The sequence below is a fragment of the Arthrobacter sp. TMS2-4 genome, from assembly GCF_054511075.1.
This window is the reverse complement of record NZ_JBTNDI010000009.1, coordinates 60,513-79,710: the sequence shown is the minus strand read 5'-3', so window position 1 is coordinate 79,710 and position 19,198 is coordinate 60,513. Positions and strand designations below refer to the sequence as shown.

Annotated in this window: 16 protein-coding genes; all 16 read right to left on the bottom strand. The window is 70.4% G+C overall.

The features are described from left to right. Positions 1-24 precede the first annotated feature (24 nt). Complete coding sequence (gene dnaE / locus ACX80F_RS12475; RefSeq protein ID WP_459336719.1) at positions 25-3,564, bottom strand: DNA polymerase III subunit alpha; 3,540 nt, start codon at positions 3,562-3,564, stop codon at positions 25-27. Positions 3,565-3,634: 70 nt separating this feature from the next. Further along, on the bottom strand, positions 3,635-4,570 hold the full coding sequence (locus ACX80F_RS12470; RefSeq protein WP_459336718.1) for an RluA family pseudouridine synthase: 936 nt from the start codon (positions 4,568-4,570) through the stop codon (positions 3,635-3,637). Then, a complete protein-coding gene (lspA, locus tag ACX80F_RS12465; protein ID WP_459336759.1) occupies positions 4,560-5,087 on the bottom strand; it encodes a signal peptidase II in 528 nt (175 codons plus the stop codon). Before lspA ends, ACX80F_RS12470 begins: the two co-directional genes overlap by 11 nt. 288 nt (positions 5,088-5,375) lie before the next feature. Next, positions 5,376-6,020, bottom strand: a complete 645-nt coding sequence (locus tag ACX80F_RS12460; RefSeq protein ID WP_459336717.1) for a DivIVA domain-containing protein — start codon at positions 6,018-6,020, stop codon at positions 5,376-5,378. A 146-nt stretch (positions 6,021-6,166) separates the two neighbouring features. After that, positions 6,167-6,457, bottom strand: a complete 291-nt coding sequence (locus tag ACX80F_RS12455) for a YggT family protein (protein ID WP_459336716.1) — start codon at positions 6,455-6,457, stop codon at positions 6,167-6,169. 57 nt (positions 6,458-6,514) lie between these two features. Next, the gene (locus ACX80F_RS12450) at positions 6,515-7,036 is read right to left on the bottom strand and encodes a cell division protein SepF (protein WP_459336715.1); all 522 of its coding nucleotides are present in this window, start codon (positions 7,034-7,036) and stop codon (positions 6,515-6,517) included. Between the two features lie 94 nt (positions 7,037-7,130). Beyond that, complete coding sequence (locus ACX80F_RS12445; RefSeq protein WP_459336714.1) at positions 7,131-7,898, bottom strand: YggS family pyridoxal phosphate-dependent enzyme; 768 nt, start codon at positions 7,896-7,898, stop codon at positions 7,131-7,133. Continuing rightward, positions 7,886-8,635 carry a polyphenol oxidase family protein gene (locus tag ACX80F_RS12440; protein ID WP_459336713.1) on the bottom strand — a complete coding sequence of 250 codons (750 nt, stop codon included), beginning with the start codon at positions 8,633-8,635 and terminating at the stop codon, positions 7,886-7,888. Before ACX80F_RS12440 ends, ACX80F_RS12445 begins: the two co-directional genes overlap by 13 nt. A 3-nt stretch (positions 8,636-8,638) precedes the next feature. Then, on the bottom strand, positions 8,639-9,835 hold the full coding sequence (gene ftsZ, locus ACX80F_RS12435) for a cell division protein FtsZ (RefSeq protein ID WP_459336712.1): 1,197 nt from the start codon (positions 9,833-9,835) through the stop codon (positions 8,639-8,641). A 221-nt stretch (positions 9,836-10,056) separates the two neighbouring features. Next, the gene (locus tag ACX80F_RS12430) at positions 10,057-10,842 is read right to left on the bottom strand and encodes a cell division protein FtsQ/DivIB (RefSeq protein WP_459336711.1); all 786 of its coding nucleotides are present in this window, start codon (positions 10,840-10,842) and stop codon (positions 10,057-10,059) included. A gap of 104 nt (positions 10,843-10,946) precedes the next feature. Then, positions 10,947-12,368 (bottom strand): UDP-N-acetylmuramate--L-alanine ligase, encoded by a 1,422-nt coding sequence (gene murC / locus ACX80F_RS12425; RefSeq protein ID WP_459336758.1) that lies wholly within the window; start codon positions 12,366-12,368, stop codon positions 10,947-10,949. 104 nt (positions 12,369-12,472) lie between these two features. Next, positions 12,473-13,594, bottom strand: a complete 1,122-nt coding sequence (gene murG / locus ACX80F_RS12420; protein WP_459336710.1) for an undecaprenyldiphospho-muramoylpentapeptide beta-N-acetylglucosaminyltransferase — start codon at positions 13,592-13,594, stop codon at positions 12,473-12,475. Between the two features lie 25 nt (positions 13,595-13,619). Continuing rightward, complete coding sequence (gene ftsW, locus ACX80F_RS12415; protein WP_459336709.1) at positions 13,620-14,996, bottom strand: putative lipid II flippase FtsW; 1,377 nt, start codon at positions 14,994-14,996, stop codon at positions 13,620-13,622. Beyond that, positions 14,996-16,573 carry a UDP-N-acetylmuramoyl-L-alanine--D-glutamate ligase gene (gene murD, locus ACX80F_RS12410; protein WP_459336708.1) on the bottom strand — a complete coding sequence of 526 codons (1,578 nt, stop codon included), beginning with the start codon at positions 16,571-16,573 and terminating at the stop codon, positions 14,996-14,998. The genes ftsW and murD overlap by 1 nt, the downstream gene beginning before the upstream one ends. Then, complete coding sequence (gene mraY / locus ACX80F_RS12405) at positions 16,570-17,670, bottom strand: phospho-N-acetylmuramoyl-pentapeptide-transferase (RefSeq protein ID WP_459336707.1); 1,101 nt, start codon at positions 17,668-17,670, stop codon at positions 16,570-16,572. The genes murD and mraY overlap by 4 nt, the downstream gene beginning before the upstream one ends. Then, on the bottom strand, positions 17,667-19,196 hold the full coding sequence (locus ACX80F_RS12400) for a UDP-N-acetylmuramoyl-tripeptide--D-alanyl-D-alanine ligase (protein ID WP_459336706.1): 1,530 nt from the start codon (positions 19,194-19,196) through the stop codon (positions 17,667-17,669). Before ACX80F_RS12400 ends, mraY begins: the two co-directional genes overlap by 4 nt. Positions 19,197-19,198 lie beyond the last annotated feature (2 nt).

The following is a 19,198-nucleotide window of genomic DNA, read 5'->3' as shown; positions in this document are numbered from 1 at the left end:
GGACGGCCGGACCACGCCGTCCGGTCAGGCGTCGAGGCAGGCGGGTCCGAACAGGACCTTGAGGTCCCCGAAGAGGCCCGGCGTCGGATTCACGCGCAGGTCCACCCCCAGCTTCATGACCTCGACCTTCCGTGACCCGTTGAGCCGGATCAGCACCTCACTGGTTCCGGGATGTGTCCTCAGCACGTCGCCGAGCGCCGTGACGGCGGTCTCGGTCGCCTTGTGCTGCAGCATGGAGATGACCACCGGCCCCGAATGCCCCTCGCTGAGGTCGGGCACGGTCAGTTCCTGCGCGTTGAGCATCACCGCACCGTCATCGCGTCGCTGCAGGCGGCCGCGCACGACGACGATCAGGTCCTCCGCGAGGACCCCCGAGATGGGGCCGTACACCTGCCCGAAGAACATGACCTCCATGGACCCGGCCAGGTCCTCGACCTCGGCCCGCGCGTAGGCGTTGCCGCTGTTCTTGGCGATCCGGCGCTGAAGCGAGGTGATCATGCCGGCGATGGTGACGATCGCGCCGTCGGCCGGTCCCTCCTCGCTGATGATGGAGGGGATGGAGGAATCGGCGTGCTGGCTGAGGATCCCCTCCAGACCCTGGAGGGGGTGGTCCGAGACGTACAGGCCGAGCATGTCCCGTTCGAAGGACAGCTTGTCCTTCTTGTCCCACTCGGGCAGGTCCGGCACCTCGACGGACAGGCCACCCACGGCGCCCCCGGCGTCGTCGAACGCGCTGAAGAGGTCGAACTGGTTCGCGGCCTCGTTGCGCTTGAGGACGATCACCGAGTCCACGGCCTCCTCGTGGATCATCGCGAGGGCCCGGCGCGGATGGCGGAGGGAGTCGAAGGCGCCGGCCTTGATCAGCGATTCGATGGTGCGCTTGTTGCACACGACGGCGGGTACCTTCTGCAGGAAGTCGCTGAACGAGGTGAAGGCCCCCTTCTCCTCCCGCGCCCCGACCATCGCGCCGACGACGTTCGCGCCGACGTTGCGGATGGCGCCCATGCCGAACCGGATGTCCTTGCCGACCGGGGTGAAGTTCACACTGGATTCGTTGACGTCCGGCGGCAGGACCGTGATGCCCATGCGGCGGCACTCGTTGAGGTAGATCGCCAGCTTGTCCTTGTCGTCGCCGACGCTGGTGAGCAGGGCCGCCATGTACTCGGCGGGGTAGTGCGCCTTGAGGTACGCCGTCCAGTAGGACACGAGGCCGTACGCCGCGGTGTGCGCCTTGTTGAACGCGTAGTCGGAGAACGATTCCAGGACGATCCACAGCTTGTCCATCGCGGCCTGCGAATAGCCGTTGGCCTTCATGCCCGCGAAGAAGTCGGCCTGCTGCTTGTCCAGTTCCGACTTCTTCTTCTTGCCCATGGCGCGGCGGAGCATGTCCGCCTGGCCCAGCGTGAAGTTCGCCAGCTTCTGGGCGGCGCTCATCACCTGCTCCTGGTACACGATGAGGCCGTACGTGCCGCCGAGGATCTCCTCGAGCGGTCCCTCGAGCTCGGGGTGGATCGGCTCGATCTCCTGCAGGCCGTTCTTGCGCAGGGCGTAGTTCGTGTGCGAGTTCACGCCCATCGGGCCCGGTCGGTACAGCGCCAGGACGGCGGAGATGTCCTCGAAGTTGTCGGGGCGCATGAGCTTCAGCAGCGACCGCATGGGCCCGCCGTCGAGCTGGAACACGCCGAGGGTGTCGCCGCGTGCCAGGAGTTCGTAGGACTCCTTGTCGTCGAGCTCGAGGTCCTCGAGGACGAGGTCGGTGTCCTTGTTCGCCTTGATGTTCTCGACGGCGTCCGTGATGATCGTCAGGTTCCTCAGGCCGAGGAAGTCCATCTTGATCAGTCCGAGCCCCTCGCACGTGGGGTAGTCGAACTGCGTGATGATCTGCCCGTCCTGCTCACGGCGCATGATCGGGATGATGTCGATCAGCGGGTCGGAGGACATGATGACGCCGGCGGCGTGCACGCCCCACTGGCGCTTCAGCCCCTCGAGGCCGAGGGCCGTCTCGAACACCTTCTCGGAGTCGGCGTCGGTCTTCAGGAGTTCGCGCAGCTCCTCCGCCTCGGAGTACCGCTTCGCGTTCTTGTTGTGCACGTCCGCCAGGGCGAGGCCCTTGCCCATGACGTCCGGCGGCATGGCCTTCGTGAGCCGCTCTCCCGTGGAGAAGGGGTAGCCCATCACGCGGGAGGAGTCCTTGAGCGCCTGCTTGGCCTTGATGGTGCCGTACGTGACGATCATGGCCACGCGCTCGTCGCCGTACTTCTCGGTCACGTACCGGATGACCTCGGCGCGGCGCCGATCATCGAAGTCGACGTCGAAGTCGGGCATGGAGACGCGCTCGGGGTTGAGGAAGCGCTCGAAGATCAGGCCGTGCTTGAGGGGGTCGAGGTCGGTGATGCGCATGGCGTACGCCACCATGGAACCGGCACCCGAGCCGCGGCCCGGGCCCACCCGGATCCCGTTGTTCTTCGCCCAGTTGATGAAGTCGGCGACGACGAGGAAGTAACCGGGGAACCCCATCTGCGTGATGACGCCGACCTCGAACTCCGCCTGCTTGCGGACGTCGTCGGGTATGCCCGCGGGATAACGGTACTGCAGGCCGGTCTCGACCTCCTTGACGAACCAGGACTGCTCGTTCTCGCCCTCCGGCACGGGGAACCGGGGCATGTAGTTGGCCTTGGTGTTGAACTCGACGTCGCAGCGCTCGGCGATGAGCAGCGTGTTGTCGCAGGCTTCGGGGTAGTCGCGGAAGATCGCGCGCATCTCGGCGGGCGACTTCAGGTAGAACTCGTCGGCGTCGAACTTGAAGCGCTTCGGGTCCGCGAGTGTGGATCCGGACTGGACGCACAGCAGGGCCGCGTGGGCCTTGGAGTCCTCGGCGTGCGTGTAGTGCAGGTCGTTGGTGGCCACGAGCGGGAGGCCCAGGTCGTGGGCCAGCCTGATGAGGTCCGCCTTGACGTTCCGCTCGATGTCGAGCCCGTGGTCCATGAGCTCGCAGAAGTAGTTCTCCGCCCCGAAGATGTCGCGGAAGTCGGAAGCCGCCTGCCTGGCCTCGTCGTACAGGCCGAGCCGGAGCTTCGTCTGGACCTCGCCGGACGGGCAGCCCGTCGTCGCGATCAGGCCCTTCCCGTAGGTCTGCAGGAGGTCCCGGTCCATCCGGGGCTTGTACAGGTAGCCCTCGAGGGAGGCGAGCGACGACATGCGGAAGAGGTTGTGCATCCCCTCGGTGGTCTCGGACCACAGGGTCATGTGGGTGTAGGCGCCGGCGCCGGAGACGTCGTCGCGTCCACCACCGCCCCACTGGACCCGGGTGCGGTCGTTCCGTGCCGTGCCCGGGGTGAGGTAGGCCTCGACGCCGATGATGGGCTTGATGCCCGCGCTGGTGGCCTTGCTCCAGAAGTCGAACGCGCCGAACACGAAGCCGTGGTCCGTGGTGGCGAGGGCCTTCATGCCGAGTTCCTCGGTGTGGCTGAAGAGGTCCGTCAGCCGGGCGGCACCGTCGAGCATCGAGTACTCGGTGTGGTTGTGGAGATGGACGAACGAATCTGTCGATGCAGGAGTAGCCACCCCACGAGTCTAGTGCTCCGCTACCCGGCGACGGGCCCCGGGGCGTGTCGCCCGGGGTTCCCCCGGCGTGTCACACCAGGCCGTCCGACAGGGCCATCAGGGCGTACGCCAGATCCACCGGATACGGGCTGGTCGCGGCGACCGGCTCCCCCGTGCGCGGATGCGCGAAGCCCAGGCGGTGGGCGTGGAGCCACTGCCGGGTCAGCCCGAGTTCGGCCGCGAGGCGCGGGTCCGCGCCGTAGGTGAGGTCCCCCGCGCAGGGATGCCGGAGTGCGGAGAAGTGGACGCGGATCTGGTGGGTCCGGCCGGTCTCGAGGTGTACCTCGACGAGGCTCGCCCGGCCGAAGGCCTCGAGCACCTCGTAGTGCGTCACGGAGTCACGGCCGCCCTCCATGACCGCGAACCGCCATTCGTGGTGCGGGTGGCGGCCGATGGGGGCGTCGATGGTGCCCTTGAGGGGCTCCGGCAGACCCTGCACGACGGCGTGGTACACCTTGTCCACCGTGCGCTCCTTGAAGGCGCGCTTCAGGGCCGTGTAGGCGGGTTCGGTCTTGGCGACGACCATCGCACCGGAGGTCCCGACGTCGAGCCGGTGGACGATCCCGACACGCTCGGGCGCTCCCGACGTCGAGATCCGGTAGCCGGCCGCCGCGAGAGCGCCGACGACCGTGGGACCCACCCACCCGGGCGACGGGTGTGCGGCGACGCCCACGGGCTTGTCGACGACGACGAAGTCCTCGTCGTCGAGCAGGATCCCCATGCCGTCGACCGCCTCCGGGATGACGCGGTGCCTGTCCTCGGGATCCGGCAGGTCGACGTCGATGCTGTCGCCGGCGTGGACGCGGTCGGACTTGGCCAGCGGCGTACCCCCGCGCAGCACGCGCCCGTCCGCGCACCACTGCGCGACGGCGGAGCGGGAGGCGTCGAGCAGGCGGGCGAGGGCGGCGTCCGCCCGGTTCCCGGCTTCGCCTGCCGGGACGATCAGCTCCCGGCGGTCACCGGCCATGATCGTCGCGGTCCGTCGTCGGATCCGTCGGGTCGGCCTGCGGGTCCGTCGGTTCGTCGTCGGTACGGCGGCCGTCCAGCCCGATGCCCCGCAGGGTCAGGATGCAGATGAGCACCACACCGCTGACGACCGCCGAATCGGCGATGTTGAAGATGGCGAAGTTCGGCAGGGCGATGAAGTCCACCACGTGGCCCTGGCCGAACGAGGGCTCCCGCAGGAGACGGTCCGTCAGGTTCCCGAGGGCGCCTCCGAGGACGAGCCCGAGTGCCGCGGACCACCGGAGGGAGGCCACCTTCCTCACCTGCAGGATGAGCGCCGTGGACACGACCACCATGATGATCGTGAAGACCCAGGTGTAGTCCGTCCCGATCGAGAAGGCGGCCCCCGGGTTCCGGAAGAAGCGCCAGCTGAGCAGGGGCGGGAGGACCGGCGTGATCTGCCCTTCGGTCATCGTGGACACGACCCACCATTTGGTGAGCTGGTCGGCGACGTAGGCGACCAGGGCACACCCGACCATCAGGAGCCCGTAGCGTGCCGGGATGCGACGGACGCGTCCCGGCCCACCGGCCGGGGCGCTGCCCGCTGCGGCCGACGGGACGCCGTCGGGCTCGGGGGTGGTGTCGGCGGGCTGGTGCTCGTTCACGGTCCATCCAATATGTCGGGGCTGTGTGGTGTGTCGTCAGGGGGAGGCCGGCCTGGGCCCGCGGGAACCGTCCTGACGCCGGAAGGGCCGGCTGCCCGGGGCGCACCCCGGCAACCGGCCCTTCCACTGCTGCCCCGATGCGGGTCGGGCCAGGACGCCTCGCTAGGAGGCGGACTCGGTCGCGAGGGAATCGCGGGCATCGAGGTCGCGGAGCTGACCCTCGATGTAGGCCTTGAGTCGTGCACGGTAGTCGCGCTCGAAGCCGCGCAGCTGCTCGACCGTGTGCTCGAGCACCGTCTTCTGCTCCTCGAGGTCCCCGAGGGTCTTCCGGCTCTTCTCCTCGGCGTCCTCGACCAGGCCCGTGGCCTCGAGCTGGGCCTCGGCAATGATCTTGTCGCGCTGCTCGACGCCCGCGTTCACGTACTCGTCGTGCAGGCGCTGCGCCATGGCGAGGACACCGGCGGCGGACTCTGCCGAGGTGACGGAGGCTGCCGGAGCTGCCGTGGCAGGGGTGTCGGGGATCGCGGCAGGGCTGGTCTCGTCGTCGGCCTGGGGTGCGGCCGTTTCGCCGGTCGACGGCTCGGTGTGCGTGCTCGCGGCGACGGGCGCGGGGATGGCCGTGGCCTGGGAGACATCCGACGGACCGTCCCCGAGCCTGCGGCGCAGTTCCTCGTTCTCGGAGTTCAGGCGGCGCAGCTCGACGACGATCTCGTCGAGGAAGTCGTCGACCTCGTCCTGGTCGTAGCCCTCGCGGAACTTCGTCGGCTGGAACCTCTTGTTGACAACATCTTCTGGCGTCAGGGCCATGTGCTCACCTCATACTGATAAGAGCCGGCCCGCCGGCTGGCGGTTCTGGCTGCGGTACCGGATCGTGGACGTGGATCACTGGGCTCACGTCGGATTGAGCATCAGCGTATATCTTCCCGGGGTCATTGCCGAAACACCTCGGCCGGCTATCGCGCGAGGCCCGCTGCCACCGACATTAGGATCAGCACGACGACGAACAGCACCAGGAACGCGAGATCCAGCTGGACCCCGCCCAGGCGGAGGGGCGGGATGAGCCGGCGCAGGGCCTTGATGGGTGGATCCGTCACCGAGTAGATGCCCGAGGCCAGCACGAGTGCCGACTTCTGGGGGCGCCAGTCGCGGGCGAACCCCTGGACGGCGTCATAGATGATGCGCAGGATCAGGGCGAGCTGGAACAGCATCAGTACCAGGTAGATCAGTGCGAATACCAGACTCACAGAGCAGTTTCAGTCCTTCGGGCCTTGGAGGGTCGTGCGCGACCGGGGGGCCGCAGCTCAGCTCTGGTTGAAGAAGCTGGTCTGTCCTTCGCTTGCCTTCAGGTCCTCGCCGAGGACTTCAATATACGACGGCGAGAGCAGGAACACCTTATTCGTGACCCTTTCGATGCTGCCGTGCAGGCCGAACACGAGGCCCGCAGAGAAGTCGACGAGGCGCTTGGCGTCGGACTCCCCCATGTCGGTGACGTTCATGATCACGGGGATGCCGTCCCGGAAGCTCTCGCCGATGAGCTTCGCGTCGTTGTACGAGCGGGGGTGGATCGTGGTGATCTGGCGCAGGGCGGCCGAGTCCTCGCGGGACGACGGCGCGCGCTTGATCGGAGTGACCGGCGCCCGGTATTCCTCGGCGGGGGCCACGCGTACCGCAGCCGGAGCCGGCTCGAGGTGACGCTCGTCGCGATCGTAATCCACCGTGTAGTCCTCGTTCCTGCTCTGCGCGCTTTTCGCTTCGGGCTCGTAGTGCTCGTCACCATCGGCGAGCCCAAGGTAGATCATCGTCTTGCGCAGTGCGCCGGCCATGGTGACTCCTGTTCTGAGAGTGGATCGGTGGGTTCTGGGCCGTGCCACGGGCCACCGACCCGGTGCCCGTCGTACCGCCGTTCTGACGTCGACGCTACCCCACGGCGGGACGCGGGCCGAGAACATCGGACCCGATCCTGAGGTGTGTCGTTCCTGCGGCGACAGCCTCCTCGAGGTCCCCGCTCATTCCCGCCGAGACGGCGGCAGCGGCGGGGTCGACGGCGCGCACCTCGGCCGAGATGCGCAGGAGCCGACCGAACGCCTCGGCCGGGTCGGCGCCGAGGGGTGCCACGGCCATCACGCCCGCGAGCTGCAGGCCCTCCGTGGAGGTACAGGCCTCGGCCAGGGCCACCGCGTCGGCGGGCAGCGCTCCTCCCCTGCCCGACGGTGTCTCCGCGGCGTCGGCGTCGAGGGTGAACTGGAGGAAGCATCGGAGGTCCTCCCGGGCCTCCATCCCGGCCCCGGAGCGGCGATCCTGCTCCGCCCTGACCGCCCTGCCGAGCGCCGTGATGAGCGGGAGGCGGTCGACGGAGTGCACGCTGTCTGCGTAGCGGACCACCGACTTGGCCTTGTTGGTCTGGAGCTGCCCGATGAAGTGCCAGGCGAGCGTGAGGTCCTGGAGGTCGGCTGCCTTCGCCGCGGCCTCCTGGTCGCGGTTCTCGCCCACGTCGGTGATGCCGAGCCCTGCGAGGATCCGCACGTCGGAGGCGGGGAAGTACTTGGTGACGACGATCAGCTCCGGGGCATCACGCCCGGCCGCTGCGGCGGCGGACGAGATGCGCGCCCGGACGGCCCGCAGGCGGTCCTCGAGGTCACGGGCGCGGGCGGGGTCCGGCGTGTCGCCCGTCCTCACGTCCGCCACACGAGGCCGGCGATACGCCCCGCTCCCGGCGCGCGCCGGTGGGAGTACAGCCCCGGGTTCTCGACGGTGCAGCAGGGGCCGCCACCGTCCACGGGCTGGACCGTGGCGCCGGCGCGTGCGAGCTGCCCCGCCACGGCCGCCGGCAGGTCGAGGGCCGGCGTCCCGCGACGCGTCCGCGATGCTGCCTCGGGAAGCACCTGCGCGAGGGTCTGCATCATGTCCTCGGGAACCTCGTAGCAGGAGCCGCACACGGCTGGGCCGATCCAGGCCGCGATGTCACGCGCCCCATGAGTGCGGAGCGTGCCGAGCGCGCGCTCGACGATTCCGTTGCCGACACCCGCCCGACCGGCGTGCACCACGGCCGTGGCCCCCGTCCCACCGTCCGCGACGGAGGCGTCCGCGAGGACGATCGGCACGCAGTCGGCGACGAGGACGGCGAGCGGCTCGCTTCCGTCCGGCGACACCATGCCATCGGCATCGGGGGCACACTGCGCGCTCCGGTCGACGACGGCCACACGGTCGGAATGGGTCTGGCTCATGAAACGCAGCGCGCCGCCGGGGACGCCCATCGCGGACTCCAGCCGACGGCGGTTCCCCTGGACGGCGTCGGGCTCATTGCCGACATGGAGGGCGAGATTGCCCGCGCCCACCGCGGTGAACGCCACCCTGAGACCAGGCCGGACCTCCACGTTCCAATGGAACGCGGAGGTCCGGCCCGGTCCGTCGTCCGTGGCCACCGACTACTTGAGGAAGTCGGGCACGTCGAGATCGTCGGAGCGACCGGCCGACAGGTCCGGCTCGACGATCGCCGGCAGGTCGACGTCGAAGCCGGAGTCGGCCGGGACGGCCTGCACGGTCTGGGCGCGCTGCTGCGACCAGGCACCGAGGCCCGCGGTCGCCGCTCCGGCCGTACGCTGCTGGTCCCCGCCTACGCGGGGGGCGACGGCCGGTCGTGCCGCCGGTGCTGCCGCGGCGGGCTGGGACGTGACGTCCACCTGGTCGAAACCGGCTGCGATGACCGTCACGCGTGCCTCGTCACCGAGGGCGTCGTCGATGACCGCGCCGAAGATGATGTTCGCCTCGGGGTGCGCGACCTCCTGCACGAGGCGTGCGGCCTCGTTGATCTCGAAGAGACCGAGATCGGAGCCACCCTGGATGGACAGCAGGACGCCGTGGGCGCCGTCGATGGACGCCTCGAGCAGCGGCGACGCGATCGCGAGCTCGGCCGCCTTGACGGCGCGGTCCTCGCCGCGGGCGGACCCGATGCCCATGAGCGCGGACCCTGCACCCTGCATCACGGACTTCACGTCGGCGAAGTCGAGGTTGATCAGGCCGGGCGTGGTGATGAGGTCGGTGATGCCCTGGACGCCGGAGAGCAGGACCTGGTCCGCGGAGCGGAACGCGTCGAGCATCGAGACGTTGCGGTCGCTGATGGACAGCAGGCGGTCGTTGGGGATCACGATGAGCGTGTCGACCTCCTCGCGGAGGGTGTCGATGCCGCTTTCGGCCTGGTTCGACCGACGGCGCCCCTCGAAGGTGAACGGACGCGTGACCACGCCGATCGTGAGGGCGCCGAGGGACCGGGCGATCCGGGCGACGACGGGCGCGCCGCCGGTGCCGGTTCCGCCACCCTCACCCGCGGTGACGAAGACCATGTCGGCTCCGCGCAGGACTTCCTCGATCTCCTCGGAGTGGTCCTCGGCGGCCCGACGGCCGACCTCGGGATCCGCGCCGGCGCCGAGGCCTCGTGTGAGCTCCCGTCCGACGTCGAGCTTGACATCGGCGTCGCTCATGAGCAGGGCCTGGGCGTCCGTGTTGATGGCAATGAACTCCACGCCGCGGAGTCCGACCTCGATCATCCGGTTGATGGCGTTGACGCCGCCGCCGCCGATGCCGACGACCTTGATGACGGCCAAGTAATTCTGAGGTGCTGCCACGTCCTGTGTCCCTTGTTCGAATCTGTGTGCTGTACGGGGGTCCGCCGGTGCTCCGGCGTCGACCTTCACCCGAAACAACGTTAACGTTCAGGTTGAGGGTTAACGTTATGTCAAGTAACTTCTATGTTCGACGCTAGGTGCATACGCATCCGGTTGCAAAGACCGGACGCCGCGTGTCGGCGTGTCGGCTCCCGATCTCCCGTGTCGCGGGGCCTGCGACGTCACCGCGTGACCGGCCGGTCCGGTGTGCTGACGTCGAACACCGTGACGGGCGGGTCCGTGGCCGGGAGCGACAGCATCGCCTCGAGCACCCGCGCCTTCTCCGCACTGCGTTCGGCGCTGCCCCAGAAGATCCGCTGCGCGCCCCTCAGGGAGAGCTGGATGGAATCGACGCTCGACGCCGACGCGCTGTTGAGGCGCGACAGGATGCCGGCCGGCAGTTCGACCAGCACCGCGGTGATCGAGGAGAACACCTCCGAGTTGACCGCGTCGGCTCCCCCGTCGATCAGGGGCAGTTCGGCGTCCCCCCGCCGGGCGACGGTCGTGAGCTGCGTACCCTCCGCATCGACGAGCACGAACTCCTTGCCGGTCTGCAGGACGGCGACGGGCTCGCGCTCCTCCACCGTCACCACGAGCGTCGACGGCGGTTCCGCGGCGATCCGGACGTCCTCGACGGGTGCCTTGTCGGCGAGGAGGTCCGCGACCTGCTCGCGCGAGATCCGGGTGAGCGGGATCCCTGTCAGGGGCGCGAGGGCCGCCTGGACCTCCGCCGTCGTGACCAGCGTGTTGCCCTGCACGGAGACCGTACGCAGGGCGAGGGCCGGCGAGAAGATCACGTAGGCCACGAGCCCACCGAGGACGACCATGACGGCGAGAACGGCCAGAAGCGTGTTCCTCAGCCGGTGCGAACGCTGCGGGGCGGGGAAATCGAGGACGGTCCCGGAGGCGCCGTACTCCGGCCGTCCGGCGAGCGTGGTGGTGCCTCTCGTGCCACCCGCGCCGCCCATGCCGGTACTCGCGGTGCTCCCGCCCGTGCTCCTCGCACCCGGCGCCCGGGTACTTCTCGCGCCCGGCGTACCGAGCGCCCGCGTCACGGGGGGCTTCCTCGGCGTCATCCGGCAGCCCCCGGGCCTGCGCCCGCGGCCCGGTCCGTCAGCAGGCCGACGAGCCGGACGCCGTACTGCGTGACGTCCCCGGCGCCGATCGTGAGGACGATGTCGCCGGGCCGGGCACCGCCGATCACGGCCTGCAGGGCCTCGTCCGTGTCAGGGACGTACGCCGCGCCGGCGCCGCGCATGAGATCGGTGATCGTCCAGCCGCCCACGTCGTCGACCGGGTCCTCCCGGGCGGCGTAGACCGGCAGGACGACGGCGGTGTCGGCGAGGGAGAGCGCGTCGGCGAACCCAGACGCGAATTCACGCGTCCGGGAGAACAGGTGCGGCTGGAACAGGACGTGCACGCCGTGCTCCCCCGCCACGGTGCGCGCTGCGGTGAGCGCTGCCCGCACCTCGGTGGGGTGGTGCGCGTAGTCGTCGAAGACCCGCACGCCGTCTCCCTCGCCCCGCGCCTCGAACCGGCGTGCGGCGCCCGAGAACAGGGACAGGCCAGCCGCGGCGACGGCCGGGTCCACCCCGAGCTCCAGGGCGACCGCGAACGCCGCCGCGGCGTTCAGGATGTTGTGGTGCCCCGGTACGCTCAGCTGCAGTTCCTGCTCGGCGTCCAGTCCGTCGACGGCGAAGGACAGCACGCTGTTCGTGGTGCTGCCCACCGCCCGCGTGTCCCTGATCCGGAGATCGGCCGTGGCAGCGTACCCGTACGTCCGCACGCGGCGGGCCGGCGGGATGGCCGCGGCCAGCGCGGCAGCGCCCGGGTCGTCGGCACAGGCGATCAGCAGGCCGTCCTCGGGCAGCCGGTCGGCGAACTGCCGGAACGCGGCGTGCACGGCCGCGGCGGTGCCGTAGTGGTCCAGGTGGTCCGCTTCCGCGTTCGTCACCACGCTGATCTGCGGCGCGTAGTTCAGGAAGGATCCGTCCGACTCGTCGGCCTCGGCGACGAAGACGTCTCCGCCGGTCCACTCGGCATTGACACCGAGGGCGGCCACGTCTCCCCCGATCGCGAACGACGGCTCGAGCCCCGCCTGCCGCAGCAGGACCGTGATCATGGCCGTCGTCGTCGTCTTGCCATGGGTCCCGGCGACGGCGACGGCGGTGCGGCCGCTCATCGCCGCGGCGAGGGCCTCCGAGCGGTGCAGCACGGGAAGGCCCCGGCGCCGCGCCTCGGCGAGTTCCGGGTTGGTCTCGCGGATCGCGGACGAGACGACGACGGTGCCGTGCTCGGGGACCGCGTCCACGCTGTGGCCCACGTGCACGTCGGCGCCGAGGGCGGCGAGGGCCCGCAGGGTTCGGGACTCCGCCGCGTCGGAACCGGAGACCCGCAGGCCGCGACCGAGGAGCACGCGGGCGACGGCGGACATGCCCGCGCCGCCCAGGCCGATGAAGTGGACGGGTTCGGACAGGACCGCGTCGGCCGCCATCGTTCTGTCAGGGGTGCTGTCAGGGGTGCTGTCAGGGGTGCTGCCGGTGGAGATGTCCGTGCCTTCCGTCATGCCGTCGTCGTCGGTCCTGCCGTGCCGTGCGCTCATCGGTTCGACTCCGCGACGGCCAGGACGAGCTCCGCCATGCGCCGGTCCGCGTCCCGCACGCCCTGCGCGTAGGACGCCGTCGACATCGCGGCGAGCCGCGGAGCGTCGGTGACCAGCGGCAGGACGTTCTGCCGGATCCAGTCGGCGGTGAAGGCGGCGTCCTCGACGACGATCCCACCGCCGCAGTCCACGAGCCCGGCCGCGTTGAGCCGCTGCTCTCCGTTGCCGTGGGGCAGCGGGACCAGCACGGCGGGCAGCCCTACCGCTCCGACCTCGCTGACCGTCGCGGCGCCGGCGCGGGCGACCAGGAGGTCGGCAGCGGCGTACACGCGCTCCATGCCGTCGACGAACTCGACCTGGTGGTACCCGGGCGCCGCCAGCGGCGCCCCGTCGTCGCCGCGGGCCTGCTTGCCCCGGCCCGTGATGTGCAGGATCTGGACGCCGGCCGCGGTGAGCTCGGGCATCGCGGCGGCCACGGCGCGGTTCAGGCTCGCCGCGCCGGAGGATCCGCCCGTGACGATGAGTGTGGACCGGTCCGGGTCGAGCCCGAGGGACGTGCGTGCCACGACACGGTCGCGGGCGCGGTCGAGGTCGGCGATGCTGCGGCGCATGGGCATGCCGACGAGTACGGCGTCGGTGAGGCCCGTTCCGTCGAACGCGACGGCGACGCGCGCCGCGATCCGTGCGCCCACCCGGTTCGCGATCCCGGGCCGGGCGTTGGCCTCATGGATCACGACGGGGATGCGGCGGCTCCACGCGGCGAGGTACACGGGTGTCGAGACGTACCCGCCCACCCCGACGACGACGTCGGCCCCGGCATCCGTCACGATCGCCCGCGCCTGGCGGACGGCCCGGACGAGGCGGACCGGGAGCTTGAGGAGGTCCGTCGAGGGGCGTCGGGGCATCGGCACCCGGTCGATGGTCCGCAGCTCGAAGCCGGCCGCCGGGACGAGGCGCGTCTCCATGCCCGCTTCGGTACCCACCGCCGTGATGCGCGCGCCCGGCAGCTCGTCGATGATGGCCCCCGCGATGGCGAGCAGCGGGCTGATGTGGCCGGCCGTACCGCCGCCGGCGAGGACGACTGAGACCGCGCGGTCGGGGGTGGAGGGGTGTGTCATGGAGGTACGGGGCCTTTTCCGGAGGTCAGGACGCGGGCCGGTCCGGCGCCGCGACGGCGGACTGCGGGGTCTTCCGCGCGAAGGAGAGCAGGACGCCGACGGCGGCGAGCGTGAAGGTCAGCGCGGACCCGCCGTAGGAGATGAACGGCAGCGGCACGCCGATGACGGGCAGCAGACCCGTCACCATGCCGATGTTGACGAACGCCTGGCCGATGAGCCAGACGAGGATGGAGCCCATGAGGATCCGCACAAACGGGTCGGTGTAACGCATCGCCACACGGATGGTCGCCACGGCGAGGATGCCGAAGAGCAGCACCACGACGAACGTGCCGATCAGCCCGAACTCCTCGCCGATGATGGCGAAGATGAAGTCGTTGTGGGCCTCGGGGATCCAGTTCCACTTCTGCCGGCTCTGGCCGATCCCGACGCCGAACCAGCCGCCGGAGGCCATGGCGAACAGCCCGTTGTCGGACTGCATGCACAGGTCCGTCCCGTCGTCGCAGTTCAGCCGCAGCCAGGCGGCGATGCGCCCCCCGCGGTTCGAGCTCGTCACGATCATCAGGAGGGACCCGGCGGCGGCCACGAGCCCCACCAGCGTGAACATCTTCAGCGGCGCGCCGGCGAAGAAGAGCGCCGCTGCGGCGATCATCATGAGCACCAGCCCGGTCCCGAGGTCCCCGCCGATGAGGACGAGGATGATGGGCAGGCCGCCCAGCGGCAGCGCAGGGATGAGGGCGTGCTTCCAGTCGCGGATCAGGGCCTTCTTGCGCTCGAGCACGACCGCGAACCAGAGCGCCAGGGCCAGCTTCGCCGGTTCGGACGGCTGGAGCGTCTGCGAGCCGATCCGGATCCAGTTCTTGTTGCCGTTGATCTCGACACCGATGGCCAGGACGAGCACGAGCAGGACGATCGCGATGCCGAGGCTCGGCCAGGCGAGCGCCCGGTAGGCGCGGGGCCCGAGCCGGGACAACACGAGCATCAGGATCAGCCCGGCGCCGGCCCAGACGGCCTGCTTGAGGAAGAGGTCGAACGTGTCCTTGCCCTCGGAGATCGCCTCGACGGAGGACGCCGACAGCACCATCATGAGTCCGATGGCGGTCAGCGCGAGGGCGGCTCCCAGGATGAGGTAGTAGCTGGAGCCCGACGGCGAGTGGTCCGAGCCCTCGAGGACTTCCCAGCCACGCCGCAGGCGGGCACGCAGGCCCTTCGCCGGCGCGCTGGTGGCTGCCCCCGGCAGCCCGCTCGGGGCCGCGGCGGTGGCACCGCCGCGGACGGTACGACCCGTCACCGCGGACCGGGGCGTCGACGTCGCCCCTCCGGAGGGGGCCGACCGGCCGGTCCCCGCCGTCCGGGCGGACCGGACGGCGGGCTTGCGTCCTCCCGGACGGGTTGGCGTGGTCATTACGACTCCTTCGCGGTCGTCCCCTGTCCACCGCGGGCATGGACGGCGGCCATGAAGGCCGCCCCCCGGTGCGCGTAGGACGAGAACTGGTCCATCGACGCGGCGGCAGGCGCCATCAGCACCGTGTCGCCGTCCTGGGCGAGCCGCGCGGCTTCCGCGACGGCCCACTGCATCAGGGCGTCTCCGGTGACCGGGTCGGGTGATCCGGCGTCGCGCCCCCGTCCAGTGTGCGCGTTCAGCGGGAGGGAGACCGGAACATCGGGCGCGTGTCGGGAGAGCGCCCCCTGGAGGGGCGCGGGGTCCTCGCCGAGCAGGACGACGGCGCGGAGCCGTGCAGCGTGCTCGCGGACGAGATCGTCGTAGGACACGCCCTTGGACAGGCCACCGGCGATCCACACCACCGACTGGAAGGAGGCGAGCGACGCGGAGGCGGCGTGGGGGTTGGTGGCCTTCGAATCATTGATCCAGAGCACACCGTCCTCGTTCGTGATCACCTGGATGCGGTGGTCGCCGGGCTGGAAGGCCCGGATGCCGTCGCGCACCCCGGCGGCGGGGATCCCGGCAGCCCGGACGAGCGCGGCGGCGGCCAGGGCATTCGCGACGAGATGACGGGGCACCACCTCGCCGAGCTCGCTGATGGACGCCAGTTCGGCGGCCGAGTCCTTGCGCTGCTCGATGAACGCGCGGTCGACGAGCAGGTCCTCGACGACGCCCATCATGCTGACCGACGGCATGCCGGTGGTGAATCCCACGGCACGGCAGCCCTCCATCACCTCGGCGTCCTCGACCATCGTCTCCGTCTCGCGCTGCTCCACGTTGTAGATGCAGGCGATCTTCGTGCGCTCGTAGACCGAGGCCTTGGCGGCGTAGTACGCCTCGTAGCTGCCGTGCCAGTCGACGTGGTCCTCGGCGATGTTCAGGCACACGCTCGCCAGGGGTTCGATCGAATGGGCCCAGTGCAGCTGGAAGCTGGACAGTTCGACGGCGATGACGTCGTAGCCCTGCGGGTCGCGGATGACGTCGAGGATGGGGGTGCCGACATTCCCGGCGGCGACCGCGCGCCTGCCGGCTGCGATGAGCATGGACTCGGTCAGGCCGACCGTGGTCGTCTTCCCGTTGGTCCCGGTGATCGTGAGCCACTCGGCGGTGGGACGGCCTTCGCGGATCCGGACGCGCCACGCCAGCTCCACGTCACCCCAGATGGGGATGCCGGCGGCCGCTGCCTCGGCGAGCAGCGGCTGGGTGGGCGGCCACCCGGGCGAGGTCACCACGAGGTCGGGTTGCTCGCCGTCGATCAGGGGCAGGGCGGCGGCGTGATCTGCCCCGAGCAGGACGTCGCGCGCGCCGACGATCCGCAGGGTGTCGGCTTTCGCGTCGTTCGCGGGGGTGTGGCCGGCGTCCACGACGACGACGACGGCGCCGAGCTCGATGAGGGTGTCCGCCGCGGAGAACCCGGAGGCTCCGAGGCCGGCGACGACGACCCTGAGCCCTGCCCAGTCGGCGTCCCACGAGGTGAGGTTCGCCAAACGGGGGGTCTCCCAGGTGTTGGGGCGCGGGCCTCCGGGCGATCCGGTCATCCGACGACCCATTCCGCGTAGAAGATGCCCAGCCCTGCCGCCACGAAGAGGCCTGCCAGGATCCAGAACCGGACCACCACGGTGACCTCCTGCCAGCCCTTGAGTTCGAAGTGGTGCTGGAGCGGCGCCATCTTAAAGACGCGTTTGCCGCCCGAGAGCTTGAAGTAGCCGACCTGGATGATGACCGACAGCGTGATGAGGACGAACAGTCCGGCGAGGATCACCAGGAGCAGTTCGGTGCGGGAGAGGATCGCGAAGCCGGCGATGGCGCCGCCGATCGCGAGGGACCCGGTGTCGCCCATGAAGATCTTGGCGGGGGACGTGTTCCACCAGAGGAAGCCGACGAGGGCGCCGCACATCGCCGCGGCGATCAGGGCGAGGTCCAGGGGGTCGCGTACCTCGTAGCAGACACTGCCTGCGCCCGGCGACCCGCAGCTCTGGTTGCTCTGCCAGATGCCGATCAGCATGTAGGCGCCGAACACGAGGATCGCGGCTCCCGCGGCGAGCCCGTCCAGTCCGTCGGCGAGGTTCACGCCGTTGCTGGCCCCGGTGATGATGAGCAGGGACCAGGCGACGAAGAGGACCGCCCCGAGGATCGAGCCCGCGAAGGCGAGGTCGATCGGGGTGTCACGGATGAACGAGATCGCGGTGGAGGCCGGGGTTCGCCCTTCCTCGTTGGGGAACATCAGGGCCATGACACCGAAGGCGACACCGACGGCGGTCTGGCCGGCGATCTTCGCCGGGGCCGAGAGCCCGAGGCTGCGCTGCTTGGAGATCTTGATGTAGTCGTCCGCGAAGCCCACGACTCCCATGCCGGCGGCGAGGAAGAGCAGCAGCAGTCCCGACGCGCTGGGCCCGGAGGCGGGAGCGCCAATCGCCACCATGAGGAGGTGCGTGAGGACGTAGGCCAGCAGCACGGACCCGACGATGACGGCGCCGCCCATGGTCGGCGTCCCGCGCTTCGTGTGGTGCGCGGTCGGTCCGTCGTCGCGGATGAACTGGCCGTAGCTCTTCTTCACGAGGAGCCGGATGAACAGCGGCGTTCCGACGAAGGCGAAGATCAGGGCCATGGCCGCGCCTATGAGGATTGCTATCACGGCTGGGAGGCCTTTCCGGAAGCGTCAGGGGCGCCGGCCGGGTCAGTCCCGGCTGCTGGGGCGGGCGAGCTGTGGTTCTCACTGTGGTCCGGGCCGATCCGCTGCGCGATCCTGTCGCCGAGGAACCGGAGGCCGGCGCCGTTCGAGGACTTGAAGAGGACGATGTCCCCGGGCTCGAGTTCGGCGGCGAGCAGGCGCTCCGCCGCCTCGACGTCGTCGACGTGCACGGCTTCGCTGCCCCACGACCCCTCGAGCACTGCGCCGTTGAAGAGCGCGCGGGTGTTGGGGCCCACGCAGACGAGCTTCGAGATGTTGAGGCGGACCACCACGCGACCCAGGAGGTCGTGCTCCTCGATGCTGCTCTCCCCCAGTTCGAGCATCTCCCCCAGCACCGCCCACGTCCGTCGGCGGCCGCGGCCGAGTTCGGCGAGGGTCCGCAGGGCGGCGCGCATCGACTCGGGGTTGGCGTTGTAGGCGTCGTTGATGACGGTCACGCCGTCGGCCCGGTCGCTGCGCTCCATGCGCCAGCGGCTCGCGGCGGCCAGGGTGCGCAGGCCGTCCGCGATCCGCTCCGGGGCGCATCCGATCTCGTAGGCGACGGTCGCTGCGGCCAGCAGGTTCGTCGTGTGGTGCAGTCCGAGGAGCGGTGACACGATCTCGTGGTCGCTGCCGTCCGGGAAGGTGAGGGTGAACGAGGGGTTTCCCCCGGGCGTCGTCGTGCTGTTCCTCGCCCGCACCACGCTGCCCTCGGCCGCGAAGTCGTCCGAGGACGTGAAGAACGCGGTGCGCGCACCGGTGCGGGACCGCATGGCGAGGACGCGCTCGTCGTCGGCGTTGATGACGGCCGTGCCCGTGGCGGCGAGGGCCTCGAAGAGCTCTCCCTTAGCTCGGGCGATGTTCTCGACGCCGCCGAACTCGCCGGCGTGGGCCGACCCGACGCCGAGGACGACGCCGATGTCGGGCTGGACCAGCGAGGAGAGGTAGGCGATGTGCCCGGGCTTCGTGGCACCCATCTCGATCACGAGGTAGCGCGTCTCCCAGGTCGCCTGGAAGACCGTCAGCGGCACGCCGACCTCGCCATTGTAGGAGCCGCGGGGCGCTACCGTGGGGCCTGCCGCGGCGAGGATACCGGCGAGGAGGTCCTTGGTCGTGGTCTTCCCGGCGGAGCCGGTGATGCCGATGACGGTGACGTCGCCGGCGGACCGCAGCCGGCGGACCGTCTCAGCGGCGAGCTCGCCCATGGCGAGGACCGCGTCGGGGACGACGACGGCGGGGTAGGGGACGTCGTCCGGCCCTGCCACCTCCCGCTCGGCCAGCGTGAGGACGGCGCCGCGGCCGACGGCCGACCCGATGTGGAGGTGCCCGTCCGATTCCTCGCCGGGTTTGGCCACGAACAGCGACCCGGGGACGCACTCGCGGGAGTCGGTGGCTGCGGAGGTGACGGTGACGGCGGGCCCGGCGGGATCGATCCCGACCAGTCGTCCGCCCGTGAGTGCCGCGATCTCGGCTGCGCTGAATTCAATCATGA